The organism is Halomonas flagellata (assembly GCF_022487945.1).
Classification (GTDB): domain Bacteria; phylum Pseudomonadota; class Gammaproteobacteria; order Pseudomonadales; family Halomonadaceae; genus Halomonas; species Halomonas flagellata.
Genome location: NZ_JAKVPY010000014.1, coordinates 21,346 through 46,778 on the forward strand (window position 1 = coordinate 21,346; position 25,433 = coordinate 46,778).

The 25,433-nt window shown below is 68.5% G+C and carries 23 protein-coding genes, 1 pseudogene and 2 riboswitches; of the genes and pseudogenes, 18 read left to right on the forward strand and 6 right to left on the reverse strand.

Annotated features, from left to right (window positions below; all coding sequences use genetic code 11):
• Position 1: 1 nt before the first annotated feature.
• The 3 genes from MKP05_RS12550 to thiC all read left to right on the forward strand — a co-directional run bounded on the left by MKP05_RS12550 (position 2) and on the right by thiC (position 3,565).
• Entirely contained in the window at positions 2-328 is a 327-nt protein-coding gene (locus tag MKP05_RS12550) for a hypothetical protein (protein ID WP_146218746.1), read from the forward strand.
• Between the two features lie 137 nt (positions 329-465).
• Positions 466-593: riboswitch (TPP riboswitch) on the forward strand.
• Between the two features lie 77 nt (positions 594-670).
• Positions 671-1,339: a thiaminase II gene (gene tenA / locus MKP05_RS12555; protein ID WP_240568579.1), complete on the forward strand. Its 669-nt coding sequence runs from the start codon at positions 671-673 to the stop codon at positions 1,337-1,339.
• Positions 1,340-1,434: 95 nt separating this feature from the next.
• Positions 1,435-1,584, forward strand: a riboswitch (TPP riboswitch).
• Positions 1,585-1,675: 91 nt separating this feature from the next.
• Positions 1,676-3,565 (forward strand): phosphomethylpyrimidine synthase ThiC, encoded by a 1,890-nt coding sequence (thiC, locus tag MKP05_RS12560; RefSeq protein WP_240568580.1) that lies wholly within the window; start codon positions 1,676-1,678, stop codon positions 3,563-3,565.
• A gap of 88 nt (positions 3,566-3,653) precedes the next feature.
• On the opposite strand, the gene MKP05_RS12565 is transcribed toward thiC, so the two are convergent.
• Positions 3,654-4,154 carry a porin family protein gene (locus MKP05_RS12565; protein ID WP_240568581.1) on the reverse strand — a complete coding sequence of 167 codons (501 nt, stop codon included), beginning with the start codon at positions 4,152-4,154 and terminating at the stop codon, positions 3,654-3,656.
• Between the two features lie 187 nt (positions 4,155-4,341).
• Between MKP05_RS12565 and MKP05_RS12570 the strand changes: the two are divergent.
• The 5 genes and pseudogenes from MKP05_RS12570 to MKP05_RS12590 form a co-directional block, all read left to right on the forward strand.
• Positions 4,342-4,487, forward strand: a pseudogene (locus tag MKP05_RS12570) (phosphate acyltransferase); the annotation flags it as partial.
• A 76-nt stretch (positions 4,488-4,563) separates the two neighbouring features.
• Entirely contained in the window at positions 4,564-5,166 is a 603-nt protein-coding gene (locus MKP05_RS12575) for a class I SAM-dependent methyltransferase (RefSeq protein ID WP_110285546.1), read from the forward strand.
• Between the two features lie 199 nt (positions 5,167-5,365).
• The gene (locus tag MKP05_RS12580; RefSeq protein WP_240568583.1) at positions 5,366-6,553 is read left to right on the forward strand and encodes an acetate/propionate family kinase; all 1,188 of its coding nucleotides are present in this window, start codon (positions 5,366-5,368) and stop codon (positions 6,551-6,553) included.
• Positions 6,550-8,769 carry a phosphate acetyltransferase gene (pta, locus tag MKP05_RS12585; protein WP_240568584.1) on the forward strand — a complete coding sequence of 740 codons (2,220 nt, stop codon included), beginning with the start codon at positions 6,550-6,552 and terminating at the stop codon, positions 8,767-8,769. Before MKP05_RS12580 ends, pta begins: the two co-directional genes overlap by 4 nt.
• Before the next feature lie 71 nt (positions 8,770-8,840).
• Entirely contained in the window at positions 8,841-9,977 is a 1,137-nt protein-coding gene (locus MKP05_RS12590) for an aminotransferase class V-fold PLP-dependent enzyme (protein WP_240568585.1), read from the forward strand.
• Positions 9,978-10,043: 66 nt separating this feature from the next.
• On the opposite strand, the gene MKP05_RS12595 is transcribed toward MKP05_RS12590, so the two are convergent.
• Positions 10,044-10,733 (reverse strand): CBS domain-containing protein, encoded by a 690-nt coding sequence (locus MKP05_RS12595; protein ID WP_240568586.1) that lies wholly within the window; start codon positions 10,731-10,733, stop codon positions 10,044-10,046.
• Positions 10,734-10,882: 149 nt separating this feature from the next.
• Positions 10,883-11,656, reverse strand: a complete 774-nt coding sequence (locus MKP05_RS12600) for a DeoR/GlpR family DNA-binding transcription regulator (protein WP_240568587.1) — start codon at positions 11,654-11,656, stop codon at positions 10,883-10,885.
• A 209-nt stretch (positions 11,657-11,865) separates the two neighbouring features.
• On the opposite strand from MKP05_RS12600, the gene MKP05_RS12605 reads away from it, so the two are divergent.
• The 6 genes from MKP05_RS12605 to cdd all read left to right on the forward strand — a co-directional run bounded on the left by MKP05_RS12605 (position 11,866) and on the right by cdd (position 17,754).
• A complete protein-coding gene (locus MKP05_RS12605) occupies positions 11,866-13,140 on the forward strand; it encodes a NupC/NupG family nucleoside CNT transporter (RefSeq protein WP_240568588.1) in 1,275 nt (424 codons plus the stop codon).
• Between the two features lie 70 nt (positions 13,141-13,210).
• A complete protein-coding gene (deoC, locus tag MKP05_RS12610) occupies positions 13,211-13,987 on the forward strand; it encodes a deoxyribose-phosphate aldolase (protein ID WP_240568589.1) in 777 nt (258 codons plus the stop codon).
• Positions 13,987-15,327: a thymidine phosphorylase gene (deoA, locus tag MKP05_RS12615; protein WP_240568590.1), complete on the forward strand. Its 1,341-nt coding sequence runs from the start codon at positions 13,987-13,989 to the stop codon at positions 15,325-15,327. Before deoC ends, deoA begins: the two co-directional genes overlap by 1 nt.
• Positions 15,324-16,586, forward strand: a complete 1,263-nt coding sequence (locus MKP05_RS12620; protein WP_240568591.1) for a phosphopentomutase — start codon at positions 15,324-15,326, stop codon at positions 16,584-16,586. Before deoA ends, MKP05_RS12620 begins: the two co-directional genes overlap by 4 nt.
• Positions 16,586-17,323, forward strand: a complete 738-nt coding sequence (deoD, locus tag MKP05_RS12625; protein WP_240568592.1) for a purine-nucleoside phosphorylase — start codon at positions 16,586-16,588, stop codon at positions 17,321-17,323. Before MKP05_RS12620 ends, deoD begins: the two co-directional genes overlap by 1 nt.
• A complete protein-coding gene (gene cdd, locus MKP05_RS12630; RefSeq protein ID WP_240568593.1) occupies positions 17,320-17,754 on the forward strand; it encodes a cytidine deaminase in 435 nt (144 codons plus the stop codon). The genes deoD and cdd overlap by 4 nt, the downstream gene beginning before the upstream one ends.
• 28 nt (positions 17,755-17,782) lie before the next feature.
• Here cdd and MKP05_RS12635 read toward each other — a convergent pair whose 3' ends face one another.
• Positions 17,783-18,895: a LacI family DNA-binding transcriptional regulator gene (locus MKP05_RS12635; RefSeq protein WP_338072356.1), complete on the reverse strand. Its 1,113-nt coding sequence runs from the start codon at positions 18,893-18,895 to the stop codon at positions 17,783-17,785.
• 200 nt (positions 18,896-19,095) lie between these two features.
• Between MKP05_RS12635 and rbsK the strand changes: the two genes are divergently transcribed.
• The 3 genes from rbsK (at position 19,096) to MKP05_RS12650 (ending at position 22,459) form a co-directional block, all read left to right on the forward strand.
• On the forward strand, positions 19,096-20,049 hold the full coding sequence (rbsK, locus tag MKP05_RS12640) for a ribokinase (protein ID WP_240568595.1): 954 nt from the start codon (positions 19,096-19,098) through the stop codon (positions 20,047-20,049).
• A gap of 23 nt (positions 20,050-20,072) precedes the next feature.
• The gene (locus MKP05_RS12645) at positions 20,073-21,122 is read left to right on the forward strand and encodes a nucleoside hydrolase (protein WP_240568596.1); all 1,050 of its coding nucleotides are present in this window, start codon (positions 20,073-20,075) and stop codon (positions 21,120-21,122) included.
• A gap of 71 nt (positions 21,123-21,193) precedes the next feature.
• On the forward strand, positions 21,194-22,459 hold the full coding sequence (locus MKP05_RS12650) for a NupC/NupG family nucleoside CNT transporter (RefSeq protein ID WP_240568597.1): 1,266 nt from the start codon (positions 21,194-21,196) through the stop codon (positions 22,457-22,459).
• Positions 22,460-22,534: 75 nt separating this feature from the next.
• Here MKP05_RS12650 and MKP05_RS12655 read toward each other — a convergent pair whose 3' ends face one another.
• Together MKP05_RS12655 and MKP05_RS12660 are read right to left on the reverse strand one after the other, a co-directional pair.
• Positions 22,535-22,903 (reverse strand): glutaredoxin family protein, encoded by a 369-nt coding sequence (locus MKP05_RS12655; protein WP_240568598.1) that lies wholly within the window; start codon positions 22,901-22,903, stop codon positions 22,535-22,537.
• Positions 22,900-24,381, reverse strand: a complete 1,482-nt coding sequence (locus MKP05_RS12660) for a hypothetical protein (RefSeq protein WP_240568599.1) — start codon at positions 24,379-24,381, stop codon at positions 22,900-22,902. The genes MKP05_RS12655 and MKP05_RS12660 overlap by 4 nt, the downstream gene beginning before the upstream one ends.
• A gap of 166 nt (positions 24,382-24,547) precedes the next feature.
• On the opposite strand from MKP05_RS12660, the gene MKP05_RS12665 reads away from it, so the two are divergent.
• Entirely contained in the window at positions 24,548-25,432 is an 885-nt protein-coding gene (locus MKP05_RS12665; protein ID WP_240568600.1) for a DnaJ domain-containing protein, read from the forward strand.
• Position 25,433: the final 1 nt, after the last annotated feature.

A 25,433-nucleotide genomic window follows, 5' to 3' on the forward strand; every position in this document is an offset into this window, starting at 1 on the left:
CTTGAAGTACGCGCAACCGCTTCTCCCAATGATTCTCACCGTGGGCCTGCTGACTGGCTGCGCCGGTCAGCCCACGGAGTTCCGTTCCGACCGGGAGACGCCAGAGGGGCCAGGCATGCTCTCCGGCGAAGAGGGAGGGTGGGTACTGTTCGGCGAGAAGCGCCGACAGCGGAGCGAAGAGTCTTCATCCGGCGGGCCACTGCCGGATGAAGGCGAGTTCCGCGAATACCAGGAGTGGAAGGAACGGGCCCGGGAGTCCGGCGAGTACGAGGAGTTCCAGGACTGGCTGCGCTGGCGTGAATATCGCCGCTGGCAGGAGGCGCAGTAGCACCTCAGCCGCCCCTTTCAGGGCATAACGGCAATCACTCAACATCTGAACGATATGATGGTAATCATTTCCAAGAAACCTTTGGATATCACGACCTAAAGGCTGGCAAGTCACGGCCAGCCTGCTAGACTGGCCTCCAACGCTTGACGGGGTGCCGGTGAATCCGGCTGAGATGGCGCAGACTGACCGCAAGGTCATCACAGCGCTGGTCCCGTGGAACCTGATCCGGTTGGTACCGGCGTAGGGAATCAGGCGGTGGGATCGGCCACGCAGCACCTTCTTCGGCCCTCCCCCTCCTTCTCCTCGCCAGTGCTCCGGATCGACGCTTCGACCGGAGGCAAGATGGGCTACCGCTTCGACGACCTGACCGCCGCCTGCCAGCACGACTGGCGCGCCTACATCGAGCACGACTTCGTGCGCGAGCTCGGCGCCGGCTCACTCGCGCATGACGCCTTTCGCCACTACCTGCAGCAGGACTACCTGTTCCTGATCCACTTCGCCCGGGCCTATGCCCTGGCCGCCTACAAGAGCCGCACCCTCGCCGACCTGCGCCAGGCCCATGAGGGGCTCAAGGCGATTCTCGACGTGGAACTCGATTTGCATGTGAGCTACTGCCGCGACTGGGGCATCGACGAGGACGACCTGGCCCGGCTGCCGGAGGCTCGGGCAACGCTGGCCTATACCCGTTATGTGCTGGACACCGGCAACCGCGGCGACCTGCTCGACCTGCACGTGGCGCTGGCCCCCTGCCTGATCGGCTACGGCGAGATCGCGGGCTGGCTGGGTGCCCAGTCTTTCACGGTACGCGGCGAGGCCAACCCCTATGACGCCTGGATCGCCATGTACGAGGGCGAGGAGTTCCAGGGCGCCATGCGCGCCGAGCTCGACTGGTTGAATGCACGCCTGGCCGACGTCACCCCGGCACGCTTCCAGGAGCTGTCGGAGGTGTTCCGCGACGCCACCCGCCTGGAGATCGATTTCTGGCAGATGGGGCTGGATCGGGCTTTCTGACCTCCAGAGGCCCCTGGCCCCAACGCCACCCTCCCGCTGGCCCTGGTCAGGCCAGCGGGTGACGTCAGACTGGTGATCACGTGATCGCCCGACCACCACGCTTGACGGGGTGCCGTTGACGACGGCTGAGATCATGCCTCCCGCCACAAGGCGACAGCATGGATCCCGTTGAACCTGAACTGGCTAATTCCCTGTTTTCAAGGACAGGAGAGGGTACCAGCGTAGGGATCAAGCGACACGCCGCCATGGCGCTCCATGCCTGGCCGCCCCTGTCCTCCCCAGCTGTCCTCCCTGACAACAACCCCAGACGTGACCATCCCCAAGGGAGAACAACCGATGAGCAAGACCCAGCACTTCCTCGCCGAGACCGCCAAGGTCGACGCCGCCGCCGTCCAGCCGCTGCCCGGTTCGCGCAAGGTCTATGTGGAGGGTACGCGTCCCGATATTCGCGTGCCCTTCCGCGAGATCGCGCTGTCGCCGACCAAGACCTCCGGTGCCGACGAGGAGAACCCGCCGCTGCTGGTCTACGACACCTCGGGCCCCTACACCGACCCCGCGGCCGAGATCGACCTGCGCCGTGGCCTGCCCGAGCTGCGTCGTGCCTGGATCGAGGAGCGCGACGACACCGAGTTCCTCGATGGGCCGACCAGCGAGTACGGGCAGCGCCGTGCCAACGACCCCATGCTCGCCCAGTTGCGCTTCGACCTGACACGCACGCCGAGGCGCGCCAAGGCCGGCCGCAACGTCACCCAGCTGCATTACGCCCGCCAGGGCATCATCACCCCGGAGATGGAATTCATCGCCCTGCGCGAGAACCAGCGCCGCCAGGCCCTGGGCACCGAGGAAGTCGAGCGCATCCTCGGCCACCAGCACCCGGGCCAGGGCTTCGGCGCCCGCCTGCCCGAGGAGATCACCCCCGAGTTCGTGCGCCGGGAAGTGGCCGAAGGCCGGGCGATCATCCCCAACAACATCAACCATCCCGAGTCCGAGCCGATGATCATCGGCCGCAACTTCCTGGTGAAGATCAACGGCAACCTGGGCAACTCGGCGGTGACCTCCTCCATCGAGGAGGAGGTGGACAAGATGACCTGGGGCATCCGCTGGGGCGCCGACACCATCATGGACCTCTCCACCGGCCAGAACATCCACGAGACCCGCGAGTGGATCATCCGCAACGCCCCGGTGCCGATCGGTACCGTGCCGATCTACCAGGCGCTGGAGAAGGTGGGCGGCGTGGCCGAGGACCTGACCTGGGAGGTGTTCCGCGACACCCTGATCGAACAGGCCGAACAGGGCGTGGACTACTTCACCATCCACGCCGGCGTGCTGCTGCGCTACGTGCCGCTGACCGCCAAGCGCGTGACCGGCATCGTCTCGCGGGGCGGCTCGATCATGGCCAAGTGGTGCCTGTTCCACCACCAGGAGAGCTTCCTCTACACCCACTTCGAGGAGATCTGCGAGATCTGCAAGCAGTATGACGTGGCCTTCTCGCTGGGTGACGGCCTGCGTCCCGGCTCGGTCGCCGACGCCAACGACGAGGCCCAGATGGCCGAGCTCAAGACCCTGGGCGAGCTGACCCACATCGCCTGGAAGCACGACGTGCAGGTGATGATCGAGGGCCCCGGCCACGTGCCCATGCACCTCGTGAAAGAGAACATGGACAAGCAGCTCGAGTACTGCGACGAGGCGCCCTTCTACACCCTCGGGCCGCTGGTCACCGACATCGCCCCGGGCTACGACCACATCACCTCCGGCATCGGCGCGGCGATGATCGGCTGGTACGGCTGCGCCATGCTCTGCTACGTGACCCCCAAGGAGCACCTCGGCCTGCCCAACAAGGATGACGTCAAGACCGGCATCATCACCTACAAGATCGCCGCCCATGCCGCCGACCTGGCCAAGGGGCATCCGGCCGCCCAGCGTCGCGACAACGCCCTGTCCAAGGCGCGCTTCGAATTCCGCTGGGAGGACCAGTTCAATCTGGGCCTCGACCCGGACACCGCGCGCGAGTACCACGACGAGACCCTGCCCAAGGACTCGGCCAAGGTGGCCCACTTCTGCTCCATGTGCGGGCCCAAGTTCTGCTCGATGAAGATCAGCCAGGAGGTGCGCGACTACGCCAGCGAGCATGGCCTCGACGGCGACCAGGAAGCGGTGATGAAGGGCATGGAGGAGCAGGCGGAGAAGTTTCGCCGCGAAGGTGGCGAGCTCTACCGGGAGGTATAAGGCTCGACGCGGGCCTTGAAACGGAATGCCCCGCCGCTACTTGGTAGCGGCGGGGCATTCTTCATACGCCGGCCCGGGCCCGCGCGGGTCAGAACCGGTAGGTCAGGCCGATGCTCGCCGCGTCGAAGTCGTGGTTCGACTTGTCGAGGTAGCGCATGAAGTCGGCGCCGATCGCCAGGTTGGGGGCGACATCGAACTCGCCGCCGGCCCCGTAGGAGAAGTCGTCCTCGCGATCGATGTCGAAGTCCACCTCGGTGTAACCCAGCAGGCCGTAGAGGCGGAACTGCGGGGAGATGGGCAGGATACCCTTGGCATAGCCGCCGACCAGGTAGTCGAGATCGGCGCCACCGTCGGAGCCACCGGTACCCAGGTGGCCTTCGACGGCGAAGTAGTCGTTGAACTGGGCGCCGCCGCGCAGGCGCAGGCCGACGCTGTCGCGATCAGGCGCCCGGTCGCGATCGAGTTCCCAGAACATGGCGTCGCCGCCGATGTAGGGCTGTATGCTCATTGGCTGCTGGGCCTGGGCGGTGGACGCGAAGGCCCCCGCGACCAGCAGGGCCGAAACAGAGGAAATGGCAAGCGTCTTCATGGAGCACCTCCATAATTAGGAAACAGCGTTTCCCTTCGCAAGCACAATTCTGGTACAGTCAGGGCTCGAACGCAAGTCCCGGCTTACCTCTGCCGCGACTGGCCCAGCAGCATGTCAGGTATCCCCACTGTCTGACGCAATGCAGCATGCGTCCGCCGTTACGGCTTCCACGACACCGGCCATGCATCGTCAGAAGGCCCCGGATTCGCCGGTGGCGGCCGCACCACGGTGTTCGTCTTCCCCGACCTCAACACCGGCAACACCACCTACAAGGCGGTGCAGCGCAGCGCCCGGGGGGTCAGCGTCGCCCCCATGCGGCAGGGCCTGACGGAACGCGCTCTATCCCACTCGCCTCTGTCGGCCTAGAGTGGAAGCATACATTGTTCTCTAAGCAGCAGGAGGCATGCCCATGACGGCGCAAGACCGACCCACGGCCTTGGCAGGAAACGGGAGACGCGCCCAGCTATCGCTCTTCGCACGCAACTTCTTCAAGCACCCCCGTATGCTGGGCTCGATCATCCCCAGTTCCCCCTTTCTGGTGCGGCGATTGGTCGAGCGGATCGACTGGCAGAACACCCGGGTGGTCGTCGAATACGGGCCCGGAGTCGGGACCATCACCCGGGAACTCCTGCGCCACATGCCACCGGAGTTGACCCTGCTGGCGCTGGAGACCAATCAGGAGTTCGTCGACTTCCTCCAGCAGTCGCTGCCAGATCCCCGGCTCCGAGTGGTCCGGGGCTCCGCCGAGACGATCCAGGCCGAGCTGACCCGGCTGGGGCTGCCCGCCGCCGACTACGTGGTGGCCGGCATCCCCTTCAGCACCATGCCGGCCACGAGCCGCGAGGCCATCCTCATGAACAGCCTCGACGCGCTCTCGCCCCAGGGCTCCATGCTGATCTACCAGTTCTCCGCCAAGGTATTACCCGACCTGCACCGCGTCTTCTCCGACGTAGAGTGCGATTTCGAGCCCCTCAACATTCTCCCGGCGAAGCTCTACTACTGCCGCCCCTGAGGCGCCTGCCCGACCACCGCACCGACTGGAGAGATGGACCGCCCTCACCCCCTGATGCAACGCAGCATGCTACAGCCTGTCGGACTTGACGCTGATCTACTGCGAAACCCGGGCTTTCTCGCGACGACCGGTCAAATCCGACAGGCTGCTAGACTGATGTTTTACTGTCTTGCCTGACCTGCCTTTCCAAGGACTGCCGATGAACGACCCGGTGCTGGTCATCAACTGTGGCTCTTCCTCGATCAAGTATGCCCTGGTACCCGATACGCCAGACCTGCCGCGCCAGGCCGGGCTGGTCGAACGCCTGGGCAGCAGCGATGCCCGCCTGAAGGGGCACGACAGCCGCGGCGAACCGTTCGAGCGAGCCCTGGCCGGCGACGATCATGTCCGGGCCCTGGAAGCGATCCTCGACGGCCTCGAGGGACGCCTGCCCGGCGCCGTGGGGCACCGCATCGTGCACGGCGGCGAACGCTTCACCCGGGCCACGCGCATCGACGACGAGGTGGTGGCGGCCATCGAGGCGACCGCCGACCTGGCACCGCTGCACAATCCGTACAACCTCCAGGGGGTGGTGGCCACCCGCCAGCTGTTCCCCGAGCTGCCCCAGGTCGCGGTGTTCGACACCGCCTTCCACCAGACCCTGCCGCCGCGGGCCTACCGCTACGCCCTGCCGGAGGTGCTCTACCGTGACCACGGCATCCGCCGTTACGGCTTCCACGGCACCAGCCACGCCTACGTCAGTGCCCGCGCCGATGCCCTGAGCAGCCTCGAGGGCGGCGGCTGGCTGACGGCGCACCTGGGTAACGGCTGCTCCACCGCCGCCGTCCGGGAGGGACGCAGCCTCGATACCAGCATGGGCCTGACCCCGCTGGAGGGCCTGGTGATGGGCACCCGCAGCGGCGACGTGGACCCGGGCCTGCATTCGCACCTGGCCCGCCGGCTCGGCTGGCCCCTTGCGCGCATCGACGAGGTGCTCAACCGCGGCAGCGGCCTGCTGGGGCTCTCCGGGTTGACCAACGACATGCGCGAACTGGAGGCTGCCGCCGAGGAGGGCCATGCCGGCGCCCATCTGGCCATCGAGGTATTCTGCTATCGCGTCGCCAAGTCACTGGCGGCGCTCTCCTGCGCCCTGCCCCGCCTCGACGGCATCGTCTTCACCGGCGGCATCGGCGAGAACTCGCCGCTGGTACGGGAAAAGGTGGTCGGCCATCTGCCCCACTTCGGCCTCGGCCTCGACCGTGCCGCCAATGCCGCGACGGTGCGCGGCCGCGAGGGGCGCATCGACGGCCGCCACCCCGCCGCCCCGCGGCTGTGGGTGATTCCCACCGACGAGGAGGGCCGCATCGCCGAGGAGACGCGCCAGCTGCTGAAAGGGCCCGCCCGATGACATCCCCCGATATCCCCGACGCACCACAGACCCTGCTGCTGGTGCCCACCAGCGAGGGCGCCGGCCTCACTTCCGCCTGCCTGGGGCTGATCCGGGCGCTGGACGCCATCGGCCTCAAGGCCGGCTTCCTCAAGCCGCTGCGCCAGGACGAGCTCAATGGTCCGGGGCCGGACCGCTCCACGGCGCTGGTCGCCAGCACCCTGGGGCTGTCCCCGCCGGCGCCGATTCCCCAGGGCGAGATGGAGCAACTGCTGCGCGACGACCGTCTGGACGTGCTGATGGAGCAGGTGGTGGAGCTGCAGGACCAGGCGATCGCGGCCCATCGCGACAGCCCGCCGGACCTGCTGGTGGTGGAAGGTCTCGTGCCCACCCGCCACGGCACCTACGCCACCCAACTCAATGCCCAGCTGGCCCATGCCCTCAACGCCCGGATCATCCTGGTGGGCACCGGCGACATGGCCGACTCCCGAGCCCTGGCCGAGCAGCTCGACATGCATGCCCGCGCCTTCGGCGGGGTGAGCTCCAACCGCACCCTGGGGTGCATCCTGATGCGCCTGCACAACCTGCCGAGTGCCGGCGAGCACGAGGCCGCCCTGGCCCCGGGCACCGCCCCCCCGATGCTCGACGAGGCCCAGCTCGCCGAGCTGCGTCGCCATTCCCCGGCGCTGGCCACCGAGTGCTTCCACCTGATCGGCGCGGTGCCCTATACCCCTTCCCTCAGTGCCCCGCGGGTGCTCGACGTGGCGCGTGCCCTGAACGCCCGCTTCCTCAGCGAGGGCGAAGCGGCGACCCGCCGGGTGCTCTCGACCAGCCTGTGCGCGCGTAGTGCAGCCAACGCCCTGCATGTCTTCCGCCCCGGCAGCCTGATCGTCACCTCCGGTGATCGCGACGACATCGTGCTCGCCACGGCGCTGGCCACCATGAACGGGGTGCCCATGGCCGGCGTGCTGCTGACCAACGGCTACCTGCCCGGCGAGAACATGATCGAGATGTGTCGCCCGGCGCTGAAGACCGGCCTGCCGGTGCTGACGGTGGATACCGACAGCTTCACCACGGCGAAGAACCTCGGCCAGATGGGCAACGACATCCCGGTGGACGACCCAGAGCGGGCCGAACGGGTCGCCGCCTTCGTCGCCGCCCACCTCGACCTGCAGTGGCTCAAGGATCACCTCAGCCACGGCTATACCCACCGGCTCTCGCCCTCGGCCTTCCGCCACCAACTGGTCAAGCAGGCCCAGCGGGCCAACCGGCGTATCGTGCTGCCCGAAGGCGACGAGCCACGCACGCTGGAGGCGGCCGCCATCTGCCAGCGTCGCGGCATCGCCCGCTGCGTGCTGCTGGGCAGGCGCGAGGAGATCCAGGAAGTGGCCCGCCATCGCGGCATCGTGCTGCCGGAGGGGCTCGAGATCATCGACCCGGACAGCATCCGCGACCGTTACGTGGCGCCCATGGTGGAACGACGCACCGGCAAGGTGAACGAGTTGACCGCCGAGGCCCAGCTCCACGACAACGTGGTGCTCGGCACCATGATGCTGCTGCTCGACGAGGTCGATGGCCTGGTCTCCGGAGCGGTGCACACCACCGCCAACACCCTGCGGCCCGCCTTCCAGCTGATCCGGACCGCCCCCGGCTATCACCGGGTGTCGTCGATCTTCTTCATGCTGCTGCCCGAGCAGGTGGTGGTCTACGGCGACTGCGCGGTGAACCCCGACCCGGACGCCGAGGCCCTGGCCGAGATCGCCCTGCAGAGTGCGCGCTCCGCCCAGGCCTTCGGCATCGAGCCGCGGGTGGCGATGATCAGCTACTCGACCGGCGAGTCCGGCAGCGGTGTCGACGTGGAGAAGGTGCGCCAGGCCACCCGCCTGGCTCGGGAGCAGGCGCCGGAGCTGCTGATCGACGGCCCATTGCAGTACGACGCCGCCGCCATCGAGAGCGTCGGCCGCCAGAAGGCGCCGGACTCGCCGGTGGCCGGCCGCACCACGGTGTTCGTCTTCCCCGACCTCAACACCGGCAACACCACCTACAAGGCGGTGCAGCGCAGCGCCCGGGTGATCAGCGTCGGCCCCATGCTGCAGGGCCTCGCCAAGCCGGTGAACGACCTCTCCCGCGGCGCCCTGGTCGACGACATCGTCTACACCATCGCGCTGACCGCCATCCAGGCGGCCCAGAACGAGAGCAACCCGGAAAGGGTGAGCACCGCTGCTGGCCCCCGTTAGCGAATCGGAATATGCTCAGGGCATGAATGCACCTTCGGTCACGAAGGCCTGGAATCAATACGGAGAACGAAATGGCCGGCTTGCTACCCGATGTCGACCCCGATGGGCTGCTGGAGTACTCGGTGGTCTACACTGACCGCTCCCTGAATCACATGTCGGCTCGCTTCCAGGGCGTCATGCGCGATATCTCCGCCACCCTCAAGCGGGTCTACCACGCCCACAGCGCGGTGATCGTCCCGGGCAGTGGCACCTTCGGCATGGAGGCCGTGGCCCGCCAGTTCGCCACCGACCGGGGCTGCCTGGTGATTCGCAACGGCTGGTTCAGCTATCGCTGGAGCCAGATCCTCGAGATGGGCCGTATCCCCTCGGATGCCGATGTCCTCAAGGCTCGGCGGCTCGACGAGAACGACCCCACCTCGCCCTTCGCCCCGCCGCCCATCGAGGACGTGCTCGAGTCGATCCACCTGGAGCAGCCCGACGTGGTGTTCGCCCCCCATGTCGAGACCTCGTCCGGCATCCTGCTGCCCGACGACTACCTGCGCCGAATCGCCGATGCCATCCACGAGCAGGGCGGCCTCCTCGTGCTCGACTGCATCGCCTCCGGCACCCTCTGGGTCGACATGGCGGATCTCGGCGTCGACGTGCTGGTCAGTGCGCCCCAGAAGGGCTGGAGCGCCTCGCCCTGCTGCGGCCTGGTGATGCTGTCACAGCTGGCCCGCGAGAGCATCGACTCGACCACCAGCACCAGCTTCGCCTGCGACCTGAAGAAGTGGCTGTCGATCATGGAGACCTACGAGGAGGGCGGCCACGCCTACCACGCCACCCTCCCCACCGACGGCCTCGTCAAGCTGCGCGATGTGATGGCCGAGATCGAGGCCTATGGCCTGGAGAAGCTACGCGAGGAGCAGTTGGTGCTGGGCCAGCGCGTGCGGACCATGCTCGCCGAACACGGCCTGAAGAGCGTCGCCGCCCCGGGCTTCGAGGCCCCCGGCGTAGTGGTCAGCTACACCGACGACCCCCACATCGTCGACCGCTTCGCCGAGGCCGGTGTACAGGTCGCGACCGGCGTGCCGCTGATGTGCGACGAGGGCGACGACTTCCGGACCTTCCGCATCGGCCTGTTCGGTCTCGACAAGCTGCACCGGCTCGAGCGCAGCCTGGAAAACCTCGAGAAAGCCCTGCGACAGGCAGAAGCCCGCCGGGACTGACCACGGGGCCCGGCAACGCCGCGGGGGTGGCCATTCGGCCACCCCCCTGGCGTTGCCGGAGGCGCTTCAGAAACTCGACATGCCCCGCGGCACGAAGCCCAGGTTGTTCTCCACCGCCTTGACGCCCGCGGTATTCTCGGCGGCCACCTGGACGGCCAGTTTCTCCTCCTGGTTCTCCACCAGGCCCCACAGCTGCACCTTGCCCTCGGCGACGATGACGTTGAGGCGATCGACCAGCACGCCGGTATTCTCGTCGACCTCCTTGAGAATGGCGTTGCGGATCTCCCGGTCGTCGGTGGTGACATCCAGGCTGGTGTCCGGCGCCGTGACCGAGAACCCCCGCAGCAGGTTGGAACGGCTGACGATTCCCACGAGCTTGCCGTCACGCAACACCGGTACCCGCTTGATGCGGTGCTTCTCGAGCAGGCTGGCGATGCGATGCAGCGGTTCGTCCTCGCCGACGGTGACCGGCCTGGGGGTCATGATCTCGCGGGCCTTGCGACCATGGGACTTGACGTACTCGCCGGCATTGGCACCGGACAGGAGCTTCAGCCACCAGGACTTGTGGGTATCGGCCTCGTTCTCGACCCGACGCATCAGGTCACTCTCGCTGACGATGCCCAGCACCTTCTGGTCGGCATCGACCACCGGCACCGCGCTGATGCCGTGCTCCAGCAGGAGGCTGGCGATCTCGCGCACCTCGGCATCCTCGGTGACGCTGATCACATTGGTGGTCATGACATCGGCTGCTTGCATGTTGGTGTCTCCTGGGAAAGCGGGATGCTGCGTCAACGACCGATCCATCCAATCGCCGGCAGCGGCCGGCTGAAGTCGTTGCCTATTGTGCAGAATAGCAACGGCCCCGCCCTCTCGCCTTGATCCATGACAGGGTGGAGACGGCAATGTCAGGCGAGCAGGACCTCCGGCCCCATGCCGGCCTCATGACGGCGCTGCCGCAGCCGACGCCCCGCCTCACCGTCGGTGATCACCACGTCGAAGTCATCGACCCCGGCGAAACGGGCCGGACGGATCACGCCGAGCTTGCTCTCGTCGGCCACCAGCAGGCGCTGCCCGGCGATGGCGATGGCGGCCTGCTTGGGGGCCACCTCGTGAAAATGGAAGCAGCTCACCCCCTTCTGCTCGTGGACGCCCGCCGCCGAGAGGAAGGCGCGATTGATGCCGAGTCGGTGGATCGCCGCGGGGATGTCGGCGCCGCCGAACGACTGGGACGAGCCATGATAGAGCCCGCCGAGCAGCACCAGGCGCACCCCGGGCAGCATGCTCACCGCATTGGCCACGTTGAGCGCATAGGTCACCACGGTGAGCTCGCGGTGGGTCGCCAGGGACTCGACCAGCGGCATCAGGGTGGTGCCGCAATCGATGAACAGGGTGTCGCCCTCCTCGATGAAGGCGGCGGCCCGTTCGCAGAGCCGGCACTTGGCCGGGTAGTGGCTGACCTTCTGCTCGTCGAGGTCGTAGACCGGGGCGAAACGGGGGTTGTCGGCCATCACCAGGCGCCCGCCGAAGAAGGTGATGGCACCGTCGCTCGCCGCCACGTCACGGCGAATGGTCATTTCCGAGACAGCACAGAGCTTTGCCGCCTCGGCGAGTCGCATGGTCCCGCCGCCGGCCAGCGCCTCCTGCAGGCGCACCAGTCGCATGGCACTACGGCCGTTCATCGAGCCTCCTCGTCCTGTGTCACGGCGATCACCGCGGGTCTCCATGCTGATCGAGCGCCGGACGAATTGCCATCGCGCTCGCCGCGCCTCGACCCTTATGGCGAGCCGCCCAAAAAATATTGTTAGAAAAATAACACTATTTGTTATATTTTTCACCTTACACCCAAGCCCCACCCCATCCGGGTGAGACCAACGACAAAAGGTGCCCCATGACCCTCATCATGAGCCTGGTCGGGATGGCGACCCTGATCGCCATCGCCCTGCTCTTCTCGACCGACCGCCGCGCCATCCGCCTGCGCACCGTGGGCGGCGCCTTCGCCATCCAGGCCGGCATCGGCGCCTTCGTGCTCTACGTGCCCGCCGGCCAGACGGTGCTCGCCACCGTCTCCGCGGCGGTCAGCCAGGTGGTGGCCTATGCCAACGACGGCATCGGCTTCCTGTTCGGCGGCCTGGCCGACGTGGAGGCCACCGGCTTCGTCTTCGCCATCAAGGTGCTGCCGGTCATCGTCTTCTTCTCCTCGCTGACCGCCGTGCTCTACTACCTGGGCATCATGCAGTGGGTGATCCGGCTGCTCGGCGGCGCGTTGCAGAAGGCCCTTGGCACCTCGCGCACCGAGTCGCTCTCGGCCACCGCCAACATCTTCGTCGGCCAGACCGAGGCGCCCCTGGTGGTACGCCCCTTCATCGCCCGCATGACCCCCTCCCAGCTGTTCGCGGTGATGTGCGGCGGCCTGGCCTCGGTGGCCGGCTCGGTGCTGGCCGGCTACGCCGCACTCGGCATCCCCATGGAGTACCTGGTGGCCGCCTCCTTCATGGCCGCTCCCGGCGGGTTGCTGTTCGCCAAGCTGATCATGCCCGAGACCCAGGCGCCCGAGGACAGCATCTCCGCCGCCGAGGCACGTCTCGAGGAGGAGGAGGACCACCCCACCAACGTCCTCGATGCCGCCGCCGCCGGCGCCTCCTCCGGCCTGATGCTCGCCGCCAACGTCGGCGCCATGCTGATCGCCTTCATCGGCCTGATCGCCCTGATCAACGGCATGCTCGGCGGCATCGGCGGCTGGGTCGGCATGGAGGCGCTGAGCCTGGAGCTGATACTGGGCTGGCTGTTCGCCCCGCTGGCCTTCCTGCTCGGCATTCCCTGGGAGGAGGCGACCCTGGCCGGCTCCTTCATCGGCCAGAAGCTGGTGGTCAACGAGTTCGTCGCCTACATCAACCTGGCCCCCTACCTCGACGGCGAGCAGCTGGTCGCCGCCACCGGCCAGGCGATGACACCGCATACCATGGCGATCCTCTCCTTCGCCCTGTGCGGCTTCGCCAACCTGTCCTCCATCGCCATCCTGCTCGGCGGCCTGGGCAGCATCGCCCCCAGCCGCCGCCACGACATCGCCCGCTTCGGCCTCAAGGCGGTGCTGGCGGGCACCCTCTCCAACCTGATGTCGGCCACCCTCGCCGGCTTCTTCCTGGCCCTCGGGGCCATGGGCTGACCACCGACACCCACGTCGGGAGCCGTCCATGCGGCTCCTGCCCCCAAGTTCCGTTACGGTGAACGCTGACATGACAGACCTTCAACAGACCGCGCGCCAGGCACTGGCGCTGATGGACCTCACCAGCCTCAATGACGACGACACCGACGAGCGCATCGAGTCGCTATGTCGGCGCGCCAAGACGCCGGCCGGCACCCCGGCGGCGGTGTGCGTCTACCCCGCCTTCGTGACCTCCGCACGCCGCGCCCTCAAGGCCCACGGGCTGGAGGGCAGCGTCAAGGTGGCCACGGTCACCAACTTCCCCCACGGCGGCGACGACGTGATGGCCGCCGCCCGGGCAACCCGCGAGGCCGTGGCCGCCGGCGCCGACGAGGTGGACGTGGTCTTTCCCTATCGCGCGCTGATGGCGGGCGACGAGGTAGTGGGCCGCGAGCTGGTCGCCTGCTGCCACCTGGCCTGTGGCGACGCCACCCTCAAGGTGATCCTGGAGACCGGCGAGCTCAAGGATCCCGCCCTGATCCGCCGTGCCGCCGAGCTGGCCATTGCCGGTGGGGCCGACTTCCTCAAGACCTCCACCGGCAAGGTGCCGGTCAACGCCACCCTGGAGGCGGCCGAGATCCTGCTCACCGCCATCCGGGATAGTGGGCGGGACATTGGCTTCAAGGCCGCCGGTGGGGTGCGCACCGCAGAAGACGCCCAGGCCTATCTCGCCCTCGCCGAGCGCCTGATGGGGGCCGACTGGATCACCCCGGCGCATTTCCGCTTCGGCGCCTCGGGCCTGCTTGGCAGCCTGCTCGAGACCCTGGGCGTGACAAGCGGCAGGAACACCCCGACGGGAGGCTACTGATGCGCTCTCAAGCACTCCCCCAGGAGCTGATCCGCGCCAAGCGCGACGGCCAGGCACTCGATGTGGAGGCGATCCGGGCGCTGGTCGCTGACATCGCCGACGGCAGCCTGGGCGACGCCCAGGTCGGCGCCTTCGCCATGGCGGTGTTCCTCAACGGCATGAACGCGGCCGAGACCGTGGCCCTGACCGAGGCGATCCGCGATTCCGGCGAGGTGCTCGACTGGTCGGGCCTCGACCTGCCCGGCCCGGTGCTCGACAAGCACTCCACCGGCGGGGTCGGCGACCTGGTCTCGCTGGTGCTGGGGCCCTGGATCGCCGCCTGTGGCGGCTTCGTGCCGATGGTCTCCGGCCGCGGCCTGGGTCACACCGGCGGCACCCTGGACAAGCTGGAGGCGATCCCCGGCTACGACATCGCCCCCTCCCGGGCTCGCTTCCGCGAGCTGGTTCGCGAGACGGGCGTGGCCATCGTCGGCCAGACCGGCGAGCTGGCGCCCGCCGACCGGCGCCTCTATGGCGTGCGTGACGTCACCGCCACGGTGGAGTCGCTGCCGCTGATCGTGTCGTCGATTCTCGGCAAGAAACTCGCCTGCGGCCTCGATGCCCTGGTGATGGACGTCAAGGTCGGCAGCGGCGCCTTTATGCCCACGCCGGAGAAATCCCGGGAGCTCGCCGAAACGATCGCCGAGGTAGCAAGCAAAGCCGGCACGCCGACCACGGCGCTGCTCACCGACATGAGCCAGCCGCTGGCCCCCTGCGCCGGCAACGCCATCGAGGTGCGCGAAGCGATCGCCCTGCTGACCGGCGAGAGGCGCGACGGGCGGCTGTTCGAGGTGACCCGCGAACTGGCCGCCGAATTGCTGCTGGCCGGCCGTCTGGCCGACTCCGCCAACGCGGCACGCCACCGGCTCGACCGGGCGCTCGCCTCCGGTGCCGCCGCCGAGCGCTTCGCCCGCATGGTGGCCGGCCTGGGCGGGCCCACCGACCTGCTCGAGCAGCCGGACCGCTACCTGGCCGAGGCACCGGTCAGGCGTGCCGTCTTCGCCGAGCGGCCCGGCCGGATACAGCGACTGGATACCCGCGCCCTGGGCCTGGCGGTGGTCGAGCTCGGCGGCGGCCGCCGCCAGCCCGAGGAGGCCATCGACCCGTCCGTCGGCCTCTCCGCGATCGCCGCCATCGGTGACCCGGTGGATGCCGAGCGCCCGCTGGCGGTGATCCATGCGGCAGGCGAGGACGCCGCCGAGCGCGCCGCCCGGCAGTTGCTGGCCGCCATCACCGTGGGCGACGAGAGTCCCGCACCGCCTAAACTGATCCATGACGTCATCCGTCGGGAGGCCCCATGACCCGCGCCATCGTGCTGGTGCTCGACTCCTTCGGCATCGGCGCCACCCCGGACGCCGCCGACTTCGGCGATACCGGCGCCGACACCCTGGGCCATATCGCCGCCGCCTGCGCCCGCGGCGAATGCGACGACCGGGGCCGCAGCGGGCCGCTGCGGCTGCCCAACCTGGCCCGGCTCGGGCTCCTGCATGCCCACCGCGAGAGCACCGGCGGCTGGGCCGAGGGCGTCGCGGTGCCCGCCGACGTCGAGGGGGCCTACGGCTACGCCCGGGAGGTCTCGTCGGGCAAGGACACCCCCTCCGGCCACTGGGAGATCGCCGGGGTGCCGGTGCGGTTCGCCTGGGGCTACTTCCTCGAGAAGGAGGCGAGCTTTCCCGCCGAGCTGATCGAGGGGCTGGTCCGCGAGGCCGGGCTACCCGGGGTACTGGGCGACTGCCACGCCTCGGGCACCGAGATCATCGCCCGGCTCGGCGAGGAGCACGTCGCCAGCGGCAAGCCCATCGTCTACACCTCGGCGGACTCGGTGTTCCAGGTCGCCGCCCACGAGGAGGGCTTCGGCCTGGAACGGCTCTATCGGGTCTGCGAGATCGCCCGGGAGCTGCTCGAGCCGTACAACATCGGCCGGGTGATCGCCCGTCCCTTCACCGGCGAGAGTGCCGCCACCTTCGCCCGCACCGCCAATCGCCGCGACTACAGCGTCGATCCCCCCGCCCCCACGGTGCTCCAGAAGCTGCATGAGGCCGGCGGCGAGGTCGTCGCCATCGGCAAGATCGCCGATATCTATGCCCACTGCGGCATCTCGCGCACGGTCAAGGCCAGCGGCCACGATGCCTTGTTCGATGCCACCCTCGAGGCGCTGACCCAGGCCGGGCCCCGCTCGCTGATCATGACCAACTTCGTCGACTTCGACATGGTCCACGGTCATCGCCGCGACGTGGCCGGCTACGCCGCGGCGCTCGAGCACTTCGACGGCCGGCTGCCGGAACTGCTCGCCCGGCTCGGCGACGAGGACCTGCTGATCCTCACCGCCGACCACGGCTGCGACCCCACCTGGTCCGGCACCGACCACACCCGCGAGCATGTCCCGGTGCTGGCGCTGGGCGCAGGCCTCGCCGCCGGCTCACTGGGCGGCCGCGAGACCTTCGCCGATATCGGCCAGAGCCTGGCCGCCCTCTTCGACCTGCCGCCCATGGCCGACGGCGAGAGCTTTCTCGCCCCTTCGACTCCCCTCACCGGCACCGCATCCTCAGGAGGCCACTGATGGCGACCCCCCATATCAATGCCGCGCGCGGCGACTTCGCCGATACCGTGCTGATGCCCGGCGACCCGCTGCGGGCGAAGTACGTCGCCGAGACCTTCCTCGACGAACCGCGCCTGGTCACCGACGTCCGCAACATGTACGGCTACACCGGCCGCTACAAGGGCCGCGAGATCTCGGTGATGGGCCACGGCATGGGCATCCCCTCGGCCTCCATCTATGCCAAGGAGCTGATCACCGACTATGGCGTCGAGCGCCTGATCCGCGTCGGCTCCTGTGGCGCCGTGCGCGACGACGTGGCGCTGCGCGACGTGGTGATCGGGCTGGGCGCCTGCACCGACTCCGGGGTCAACCGCACCCGCTTCCTGGGCCACGACTTCGCCGCCATCGCCGACTTCGAGCTGAGCCGCCACGCGGTGGATGCCGCCCGGGCCCTGGGCGTGGCGGTGAAGGTGGGCAACCTCTTCTCGGCGGACCTGTTCTACAACCCCCAGGGCGAGATCTTCGCGCTGATGAAGCGCTACGGCATCGTCGGCGTGGAAATGGAGGCCGCCGGCCTCTACGGCGTCGCCGCCGAGTTCGGTGCCCGCGCCGCGACCATCTGCACCGTGTCGGACCATATCCTCAAGGGCGATTCGCTCGGCAGCCAAGAGCGCCAGAGCACCTTCGACGAGATGATGGAGATCGCCCTGGAGAGCGTACTGCGCGACGACCGGGAGCGGGAAGGAGACACCACATGAGCGAGTCACGATCTCAGCCAACCCCGGCCCAGCCCCCCCTCGATGCGGCCATCGTCGCCGAGTTGATCGCGGTACGCGACCGTGCCTACGCCCCCTACTCGCACCACCCGGTGGGCGCGGTGGTGGAGAGCGACAGCGGCACCCGCTACGCCGGCGCCAACGTGGAGGTCGCCCATTACAAGGGCCTGTGCGCCGAGGCCTCGGCCATCGCCGCCATGGTCTCGGCCGGCGAGCGTCGGCTGAGCAACGTCTACGTGATCGGCCCCGGCGAGCATCTCTGTACGCCCTGCGGTGACTGCCGCCAGCGCATCCGCGAATTCGCCGATGCCGACACCCGCATCCAGGTGGTGGACGCCGAGGGCCGGCTGCTGCGGCACTACACCATGGACGAGCTGCTGCCCGACGCCTTCGGCCCGGAGAATCTACGCTAGTCGCCGCGAGGCCGAAGACCGCCTCCCGTCACCGGGGCTCACCGGTGGTGGCCTCCGAGGGCGGATGAACGGAGTCTCGAATGACCAGTTCCGGCTTGACACGGACGTGCTCGGTGGCTGGCGCCTTGGTCGCCATGGCCGTCGTCAAGAGGCGGCAGGCCTCGTGGCAGAGGGTATCGACCCGTTGGCGCACGGTCGTCAGCGACGGCGTGAACAGGCGCGTGATTTCGATATCATCGTAACCGATGATCGACAGGTCCTCGGGGACCCGGAGCCCCTGTCGGCTCGCCTGGCTTATCGCGCCCAGCGCCGACAGGTCATTGAAGGCGAACAGGCCGGTGGGACGCCTGTCCCCCTGCCGCAGGTGGCGAACGGCGGCCTCTCCCCCGCCGATCTCCAGATTACCGGCATAGACCCAGGCGGGATTGGGCTCGAGGCCGGCTTCCTCGAGGGCACGCAGGAACCCCCGGTAGCGCTGCTGCGACTGATAATGGTCCGCGGGCCCGGTGATACAGCCGAGGTCGCGGTGGCCCTGGGCGATCAGGTAGGAGGTCGCCAGATAACCGCCATGCTCGGAGTCATCAATGACGCTCGCCACCCCGGGCGCTTCCATATCCATCAGCACGACCGGGAAAGAACAGGACGCCAGCAACTCCAGATAGGCCTCGGACACCACGGACTCCAGGATCAGCAGGCCATCGATACGTTTGCCCTTCAGGGTACGGATATAGCTGCGTTGCTTGTCGATGTCGCGCCCGGAGTTGCAGAGCATCAGGTTGAAACCGGCGTCATAGAGCCGGGACTCGACCCCGGCGACGACTTCCGCGAAATAGGGGTTGGTGGAACTGGTGACGATCATCCCGATGGTATGGGTCACGTTCTTCTTCAACGACTGCGCCGAGGTGCTGGGGGTATAGTCGAGCCGCTCGATCGCCGCCATCACCTTGGCCCGGGTGTCCGGCTTGACGAAGCGGGTGCCGTTGACCACATGGGAGACGGTGGAGACGGACACGCCCGCCTCCTGCGCCACATCGGTAATCGTCACCATCGGGATACCCCGTTCCGAGCCTTCTCCCGGCCCCCCTGCGTACTGATCATCGCCTCGCCTCTCCCTCACCTGCCGCAAGCAAGCATAACCCATTGATTTGAGAATGACATCGCCGCCCACCCGGGGAAGACCGCCAGGCCACGCCCCTGGGGAACGGCCCTCCTGCCCGTCTCTCCCGCATCATGCCGACGAGGTAATCATACCCAAAATCCTCATAGAAAAACGATTGCGCAAACGTTTTTCTTGATCTAGGGTAGCCCAAAATACAACCAGACACTCCCAGGGTGACTGCATTGACTATTGCCACCGTGAATCAACCCCATGACGACGAGTCGGGCGCTCACGCCGACGTGGTCGTCGTCGGCAGCCTGAACATGGACCTGGTGGTGCGCGCGCCGCGCCATCCGCAGCCGGGCGAGACGCTGACCGGCCATGCCCTTGTCACGACTCCCGGCGGAAAGGGCGCCAATCAGGCCGTGGCGCTCGCTCGGCTGGGCGCCTCGACGGCGATGATCGGCTGCGTCGGCGACGACGCCCATGGCCATGCCCTGCTCGCCGGCCTCGACCAGGAAGGCATCCTTCGCCAAGGGATGCGGCTGACTTCCACGCGCCCGACCGGGGTGGCCATGATCCAGGTCGACGATGCGAGCCAGAACTGCATCGTGGTCATCCCCGGCAGCAATGCCGAGCTGCTCCCCGCGGATGTGGAACGCGGCGACGCCCTGCTGCGTTCGGCCAAGCTGCTGGTCTGCCAGCTCGAGGTGCCCCTGGAGACCGTGCGCCACGCCCTCGACCGGGCCCGCCGGCATGGCTGCACCACCCTGCTCAATGCCGCGCCCGCCATGGCACTGCCCAACGACGTCCTGGCGCGGGTCGATTGGCTGGTGGTCAACGAGACCGAGGCCGCCGCCCTCTCCGGCCAGGCCGTCACCCACCCCGATGAGGCGGCCCAGGCTGCACAGCGCCTGCGCCGGCAAGGCTGTCGCCGGGTGCTGGTCACCCTGGGTGCCCAGGGCGTGGTCGCGGCATGCGACGACAGCCTGCACCACTACCCGGCTCCGGCCGTCACGGCCATGGATACCACCGCCGCCGGCGACACCTTCGTCGGCGGCTTCGCCGCCGCCCTGGCCCGCGAGGCCGGGGTGGAAACGGCGATCCGCGAGGGCCAGGCGGCCGCCGCGATCGCCGTCACCCGCGCCGGTGCCCAGAGCTCGATCCCCCACCGCGACGAACTCGTGACGCCCTGACCCCAACCCACAGGAGAACAACAATGGCCACTCACGCCTCCCGCCGCCCCACCAGGGTGCTCTTCGATACCGACCCGGGCATCGACGACGCCATGGCGCTGCTGTTCCTGCACCGTCATCCGGCCATCGAGCTGGTCGGCATCACCACGGTGCACGGCAACGCCTACACCGAGACCACCACCCGCAACGCCCTCTACCTGGGTGAGCGCTTCGGCCTCGAGGTGCCCATCGCCCGCGGCGCCACGGAGCCCCTGGCGATGCCCAAGTCGGCGCCGCCGACCTTCGTGCATGGCGACGACGGCCTCGGCAATGTCGGCCTGAGCTTCGAGCCGACCCGCCGACCGGATCCCCGCCCCGCCTACCGCCTGATCATCGACACGGTGCGCCGCTTTCCCGGCGAGGTCACCCTGGTCGCGGTCGGCCCCCTGACCAACCTGGCCCTGGCGATCCAGGAGGCCCCCGAGATCGCTTCCCTGGTCAAGGAGGTGGTGGTCATGGGCGGTGCCTTCGGCGTCGGCGGACAGGGCGGCAACATCACCCCGGTGGCCGAGGCCAATATCCACGGCGACCCCCACGCCGCCGACCTCGTCTTCACCGCCGCCTGGCCGGTCACCGTGGTCGGCCTGGACGTCACCCACCGGGTGCTGATGTCCAACGCCGACTTCCGGCGGCTGCGCGAACAAGGCGGACAAGACGGCGAGTTCATGTGGGCGATCTCGCGCCACTACGTGGACTTCTATTCCGAGCGCGAGGCCATCGACGGCTGCTATGTCCACGACTCCAGCGCCGTGGCCTATGTCCTCGACCCGAGCCTGTTCGAGGTGCGCCGGGGTCCGGTGCGCGCGGTGTGCGACGGCCTCGCCATGGGCCAGACCATCCAGCGGCCGGACGACCGGGACTTCCCGCCCACCGCCTGGGACGGCCTGCCGTCGCAGCGGGTCTGCGTGGACGTGGACGCCCAGCGCCTGATGACGCTTTACATGGACACCTTCGTCACCGGCGATCCGGGGCAGCCAGGAGCCTGTCGGGAGGACCTGGCGGCCTTCGACGAAGTGCTGCGCCCGGTCGACTGACGCCACCCACCCGGGCTCCCAAGCCTACGCACAACCCATAACGACAACACCCGGATCATGAAGGAATTCCAATGACAATCACCATGAGCCTGGTCGGGATGGCGACCCTGATCGCCATCGCCCTGCTCTTCTCGACCGACCGCCGCGCCATCCGCCTGCGCACGGTGGGCGGCGCCTTCGCCATCCAGGCCGGCATCGGCGCCTTCGTGCTCTACGTGCCCGCCGGCCAGACGGTGCTCGCCACCGTCTCCGCGGCGGTCAGCCAGGTGGTGGCCTATGCCAACGACGGCATCGGCTTCCTGTTCGGCGGCCTGGCCGACGTGGAGGCCACCGGCTTCGTCTTCGCCATCAAGGTGCTGCCGGTCATCGTCTTCTTCTCCTCGCTGACCGCCGTGCTCTACTACCTGGGCATCATGCAGTGGGTGATCCGGCTGCTCGGCGGCGCCCTGCAGAAGGCCCTCGGCACCTCGCGCACCGAGTCGCTCTCGGCCACCGCCAACATCTTCGTCGGCCAGACCGAGGCGCCCCTGGTGGTACGCCCCTTCATCGCCCGCATGACCCCCTCCCAGCTGTTCGCGGTGATGTGCGGCGGCCTGGCCTCGGTGGCCGGCTCGGTGCTGGCCGGCTACGCCGCACTCGGCATCCCCATGGAGTACCTGGTGGCCGCCTCCTTCATGGCCGCCCCCGGCGGGTTGCTGTTCGCCAAGCTGATCATGCCCGAGACCCAGGCGCCCGAGGACAGCATCTCCGCCGCCGAGGCACGTCTCGAGGAGGAGGAGGACCACCCCACCAACGTCCTCGATGCCGCCGCCGCCGGCGCCTCCTCCGGCCTGATGCTCGCCGCCAACGTCGGCGCCATGCTGATCGCCTTCATCGGCCTGATCGCCCTGATCAACGGCATGCTCGGCGGCATCGGCGGCTGGGTCGGCATGGAGGCGCTGAGCCTGGAGCTGATACTGGGCTGGCTGTTCGCCCCGCTGGCCTTCCTGCTCGGCATTCCCTGGGAGGAGGCGACCCTGGCCGGCTCCTTCATCGGCCAGAAGCTGGTGGTCAACGAGTTCGTCGCCTACATCAACCTGGCCCCCTACCTCGACGGCGAGCAGCTGGTCGCCGCCACCGGCCAGGCGATGACACCGCATACCATGGCGATCCTCTCCTTCGCCCTGTGCGGCTTCGCCAACCTGTCCTCCATCGCCATCCTGCTCGGCGGCCTGGGCAGCATCGCCCCCAGCCGCCGCCACGACATCGCCCGCTTCGGCCTCAAGGCGGTGCTGGCCGGCACCCTCTCCAACCTGATGTCGGCCACCCTCGCCGGCTTCTTCCTGGCCCTGGGTTAGGCCCCGCGACGAACGCCCGATGCTTTGCCCCCGAGAACCTCGCCCCGGAGCCCCTGGTGAAGCCCTCAGCTCGTCTCACTCGCCGAAGTGCCGGCGCAGCCAGGCGATGATCTCGCGGGTGTCATAGAGCCAGCGGTCGGGGCCCTCATCGGCGGCGATGCGCAGGCAGGGCACCTGCACCTTGCCGCCCTCCTCCTTCAGCGCCCGGCGGTGGTCCGGGTCGAGCTGGGCGTCGCGCACCTCGATGGCGAGGTTCAGCCGGATGATCTCGCGGCGCACCTGGATGCAGTCGGGGTCAGCACGGAACTGGTAGAGCGCCAGCCGCTCGCATTCGCGATCCACCCGGGCCTGGGCGTCGGGGCGACGCTCGACCTCGGCAGAGGGGCCGAGCTTCTCGGCCACCCACTCCACCGGGGCCAGCAGGGTCTTCAGCAGCGATGTCATGCGGTGCCTCCTTCTTCGTGCACCAGTTCGACATCGACGATCTTCGATCGACTCATGACGATCTTCCAGCGCTGCAGCATCGGCTCCCCTTCGCCCTCCACCTCGCGGATCACCAGGTTGATCAGGTGGCGCTTCTCCACTGCCTCCCGGGAGACCTGACCCTCCTTGAGCCGATAGACGTGATGCGAGCCCTTGTCCATCAGCCGGGTGAGCAGCGACAGATCCAGGCTCAGGGTCTCGCGGGTGCGGTTGTAACCGCTGAGAAAACGGGTCGGCGACATCCGCGAACTGGCACGGTAGTGCAGCACCACCTCCTCCCGCTGGGCCACGTTGCGCTTGCGCACCCGCTTGATCTCCTCGTCGAGGCGGGTGAAGCGCTTGTAGTCGAACCACTCGAGCTCACGCCCCACCGGCTCGTTGCTGGTCGGGTCCAGGTACTGGCGGCGCCACTTGGGGCGCCCCCGGCGCAACAGTCGCCACAGGGTGACGCGCAGATCGTCCTTGAACACCTCGCGCAGGGCATAGAGCAGCGCCATCACCAGCACCAGCAGCGCGGTGATGTCGCCGAGCACGGCGCGGGCCTCCAGCAGGCCCAGCGAGACGAAGGCCATCACCACCGCCGTGGCCAGTCCCTTGACCGCCTTCTGCTCGCCGCCGCCGAGCTCCTGGTTGCGTTGCTTCAGGGTCACCGGATACTCGATCAGCCGGCGCAGCAGGCGCATCTTGTTGGAGATACGCGTCGGGTCGCGGGTCACCCGCGCGGAGTTGTACTCGTGGGACTCGCGATGCTCACTCTCCGCCCGGCAGATCGCCAGCAACCGCTCGCGCACCTCCCGGTAGCCACTGCCCCGGGGCAGGTGGGCGACCAGCGCCAGCAGGCTCTGCTCGGTGAGCCAGGAGAGGTAGTTGTCGATGTTGGCGTAGTAGCGGTGCAGGCCCTCGTCGCCGGGCTTCTGACGACGCAGCCGTCGCAGGATCCCCTGGGTGAGCTCGCAGAGTTCCTCCAGGCGCTCGCGCAGCGGCGCGGCGGGATCGCCCTCCCGGCGGCTCTCCTCCACCCCGCCGCCGTCGGCAGACTCCGTGGCCCGGTCGCTGTGCCGCCGGGCATTCGACTCCTCGCCCTGCTTTTCTGCCTTGCGCGCCTCGCGGGCGGCATCGAGCAGCGCCTGGGTCGAGCGCTCCAGCGCCACCGCGTACTGGTGGGCGTAGAGGCTCAGGCCGAGGCGGTACTGGTTCGGATCGAGCTTGCCGCGGCCCGCCAGGCGGCTCATCACCAGCGGCAGGTGATGGCGATCGCTGTAGTAGGTGCGCTTGACGTGGATGGCGCCATGGTAGAAGGCATCCTCGGAGATCACATGGGTGTTGAGCCCCAACTCGCCGGGCACGAACAGGAAGAGGTCCAGCTTGTGGGAGGTCTCCTCCTGCAGCACACGGGAGATCTTGAGGTGGAAGCTGTCCTTGCGCTCGACAGTGATCACTTCGCCGCTGCTCCTGGCCCGGGGCCACCCCGCGAAGTCGGGGTCATGCCATGAACTCCGATGGTACTGCGTGAGGCGTCGGACTTGCCAACGCTCCGCGCCGAGGCGACCATGGCGTACCCCCTTGATCTGCCAAGAACAACACCGAACTCCCGGGAGCCAGGGAATGACCATTGCCCGCTTCTCGCCCTTCGAGCTGCTGCTGCTCAAGAGCCGCCACCAGGCCGATACCGCGGCCCTGCTGCTGCTCGCCTGGGTGCTGGCGAATCGCGGCCCGATCGGCGAGCCGGAACGCTCACGCCTGACCGAACTGACCGGCGGCTTTCGCCACGGCCACGCGCTGGCGCCGATCCTCGAAATCGCCGCCACCCAGGACCTGGGCGCCATCCAGTTGGCCGCCGAGGTGCTGCAGAAGGAGATTCATGGGGAGCAGGCCGCCCCTTTCCTGCGCTTGGCCATCGCCCTGGCGGTGGAGGATGGCAAGCTGTCGATGGCCAACCAGCATGTGCTGCGCTTTCTCGCCGATCTGCTCGGCGTCTCCCCCGGCGAATTCGCCCCGCTGTTCGAGGCGGTGGCCGGCAGGGCCTTCGCCGACCCCGACGATCCCAGCCGAAGCGGCTATTGGCAGGCCAAGGAGCATCGCCGCCGCCAGCGCGAGCAGGAGTCGCAGCGACAGGACGACCGGCAGCACTCCCGGAGCCACTCCGGCCGGGAAGGCAGTCACCGCCGGAAGGAAGAAGAGAGCAAGTGGCAGCAGGCCGGGGGACGGGAACAGCACCGCCAGGAACGCTACCGCCAGGAACAGCATCGCCAGCACGAACGGGGCGCACGCCAGGACCCGCCGCCCGGTGACCGCACCCGCCGGGCCCTGGCGGTGCTCGGCCTCGAGCCCGGCGCCAGCCGCAGCGAGATCCGCCACGCCTACCGCCGCCTGGCCCAGGCCCACCACCCCGATCGCTTCTTCAACGCCGGCGAGGCGGTAATGGCCAGCGCCTCCCAGCGCTTCCAGCGGATCCGCCGCGCCTATGACTACCTGATGCAGGTAAGCTGAG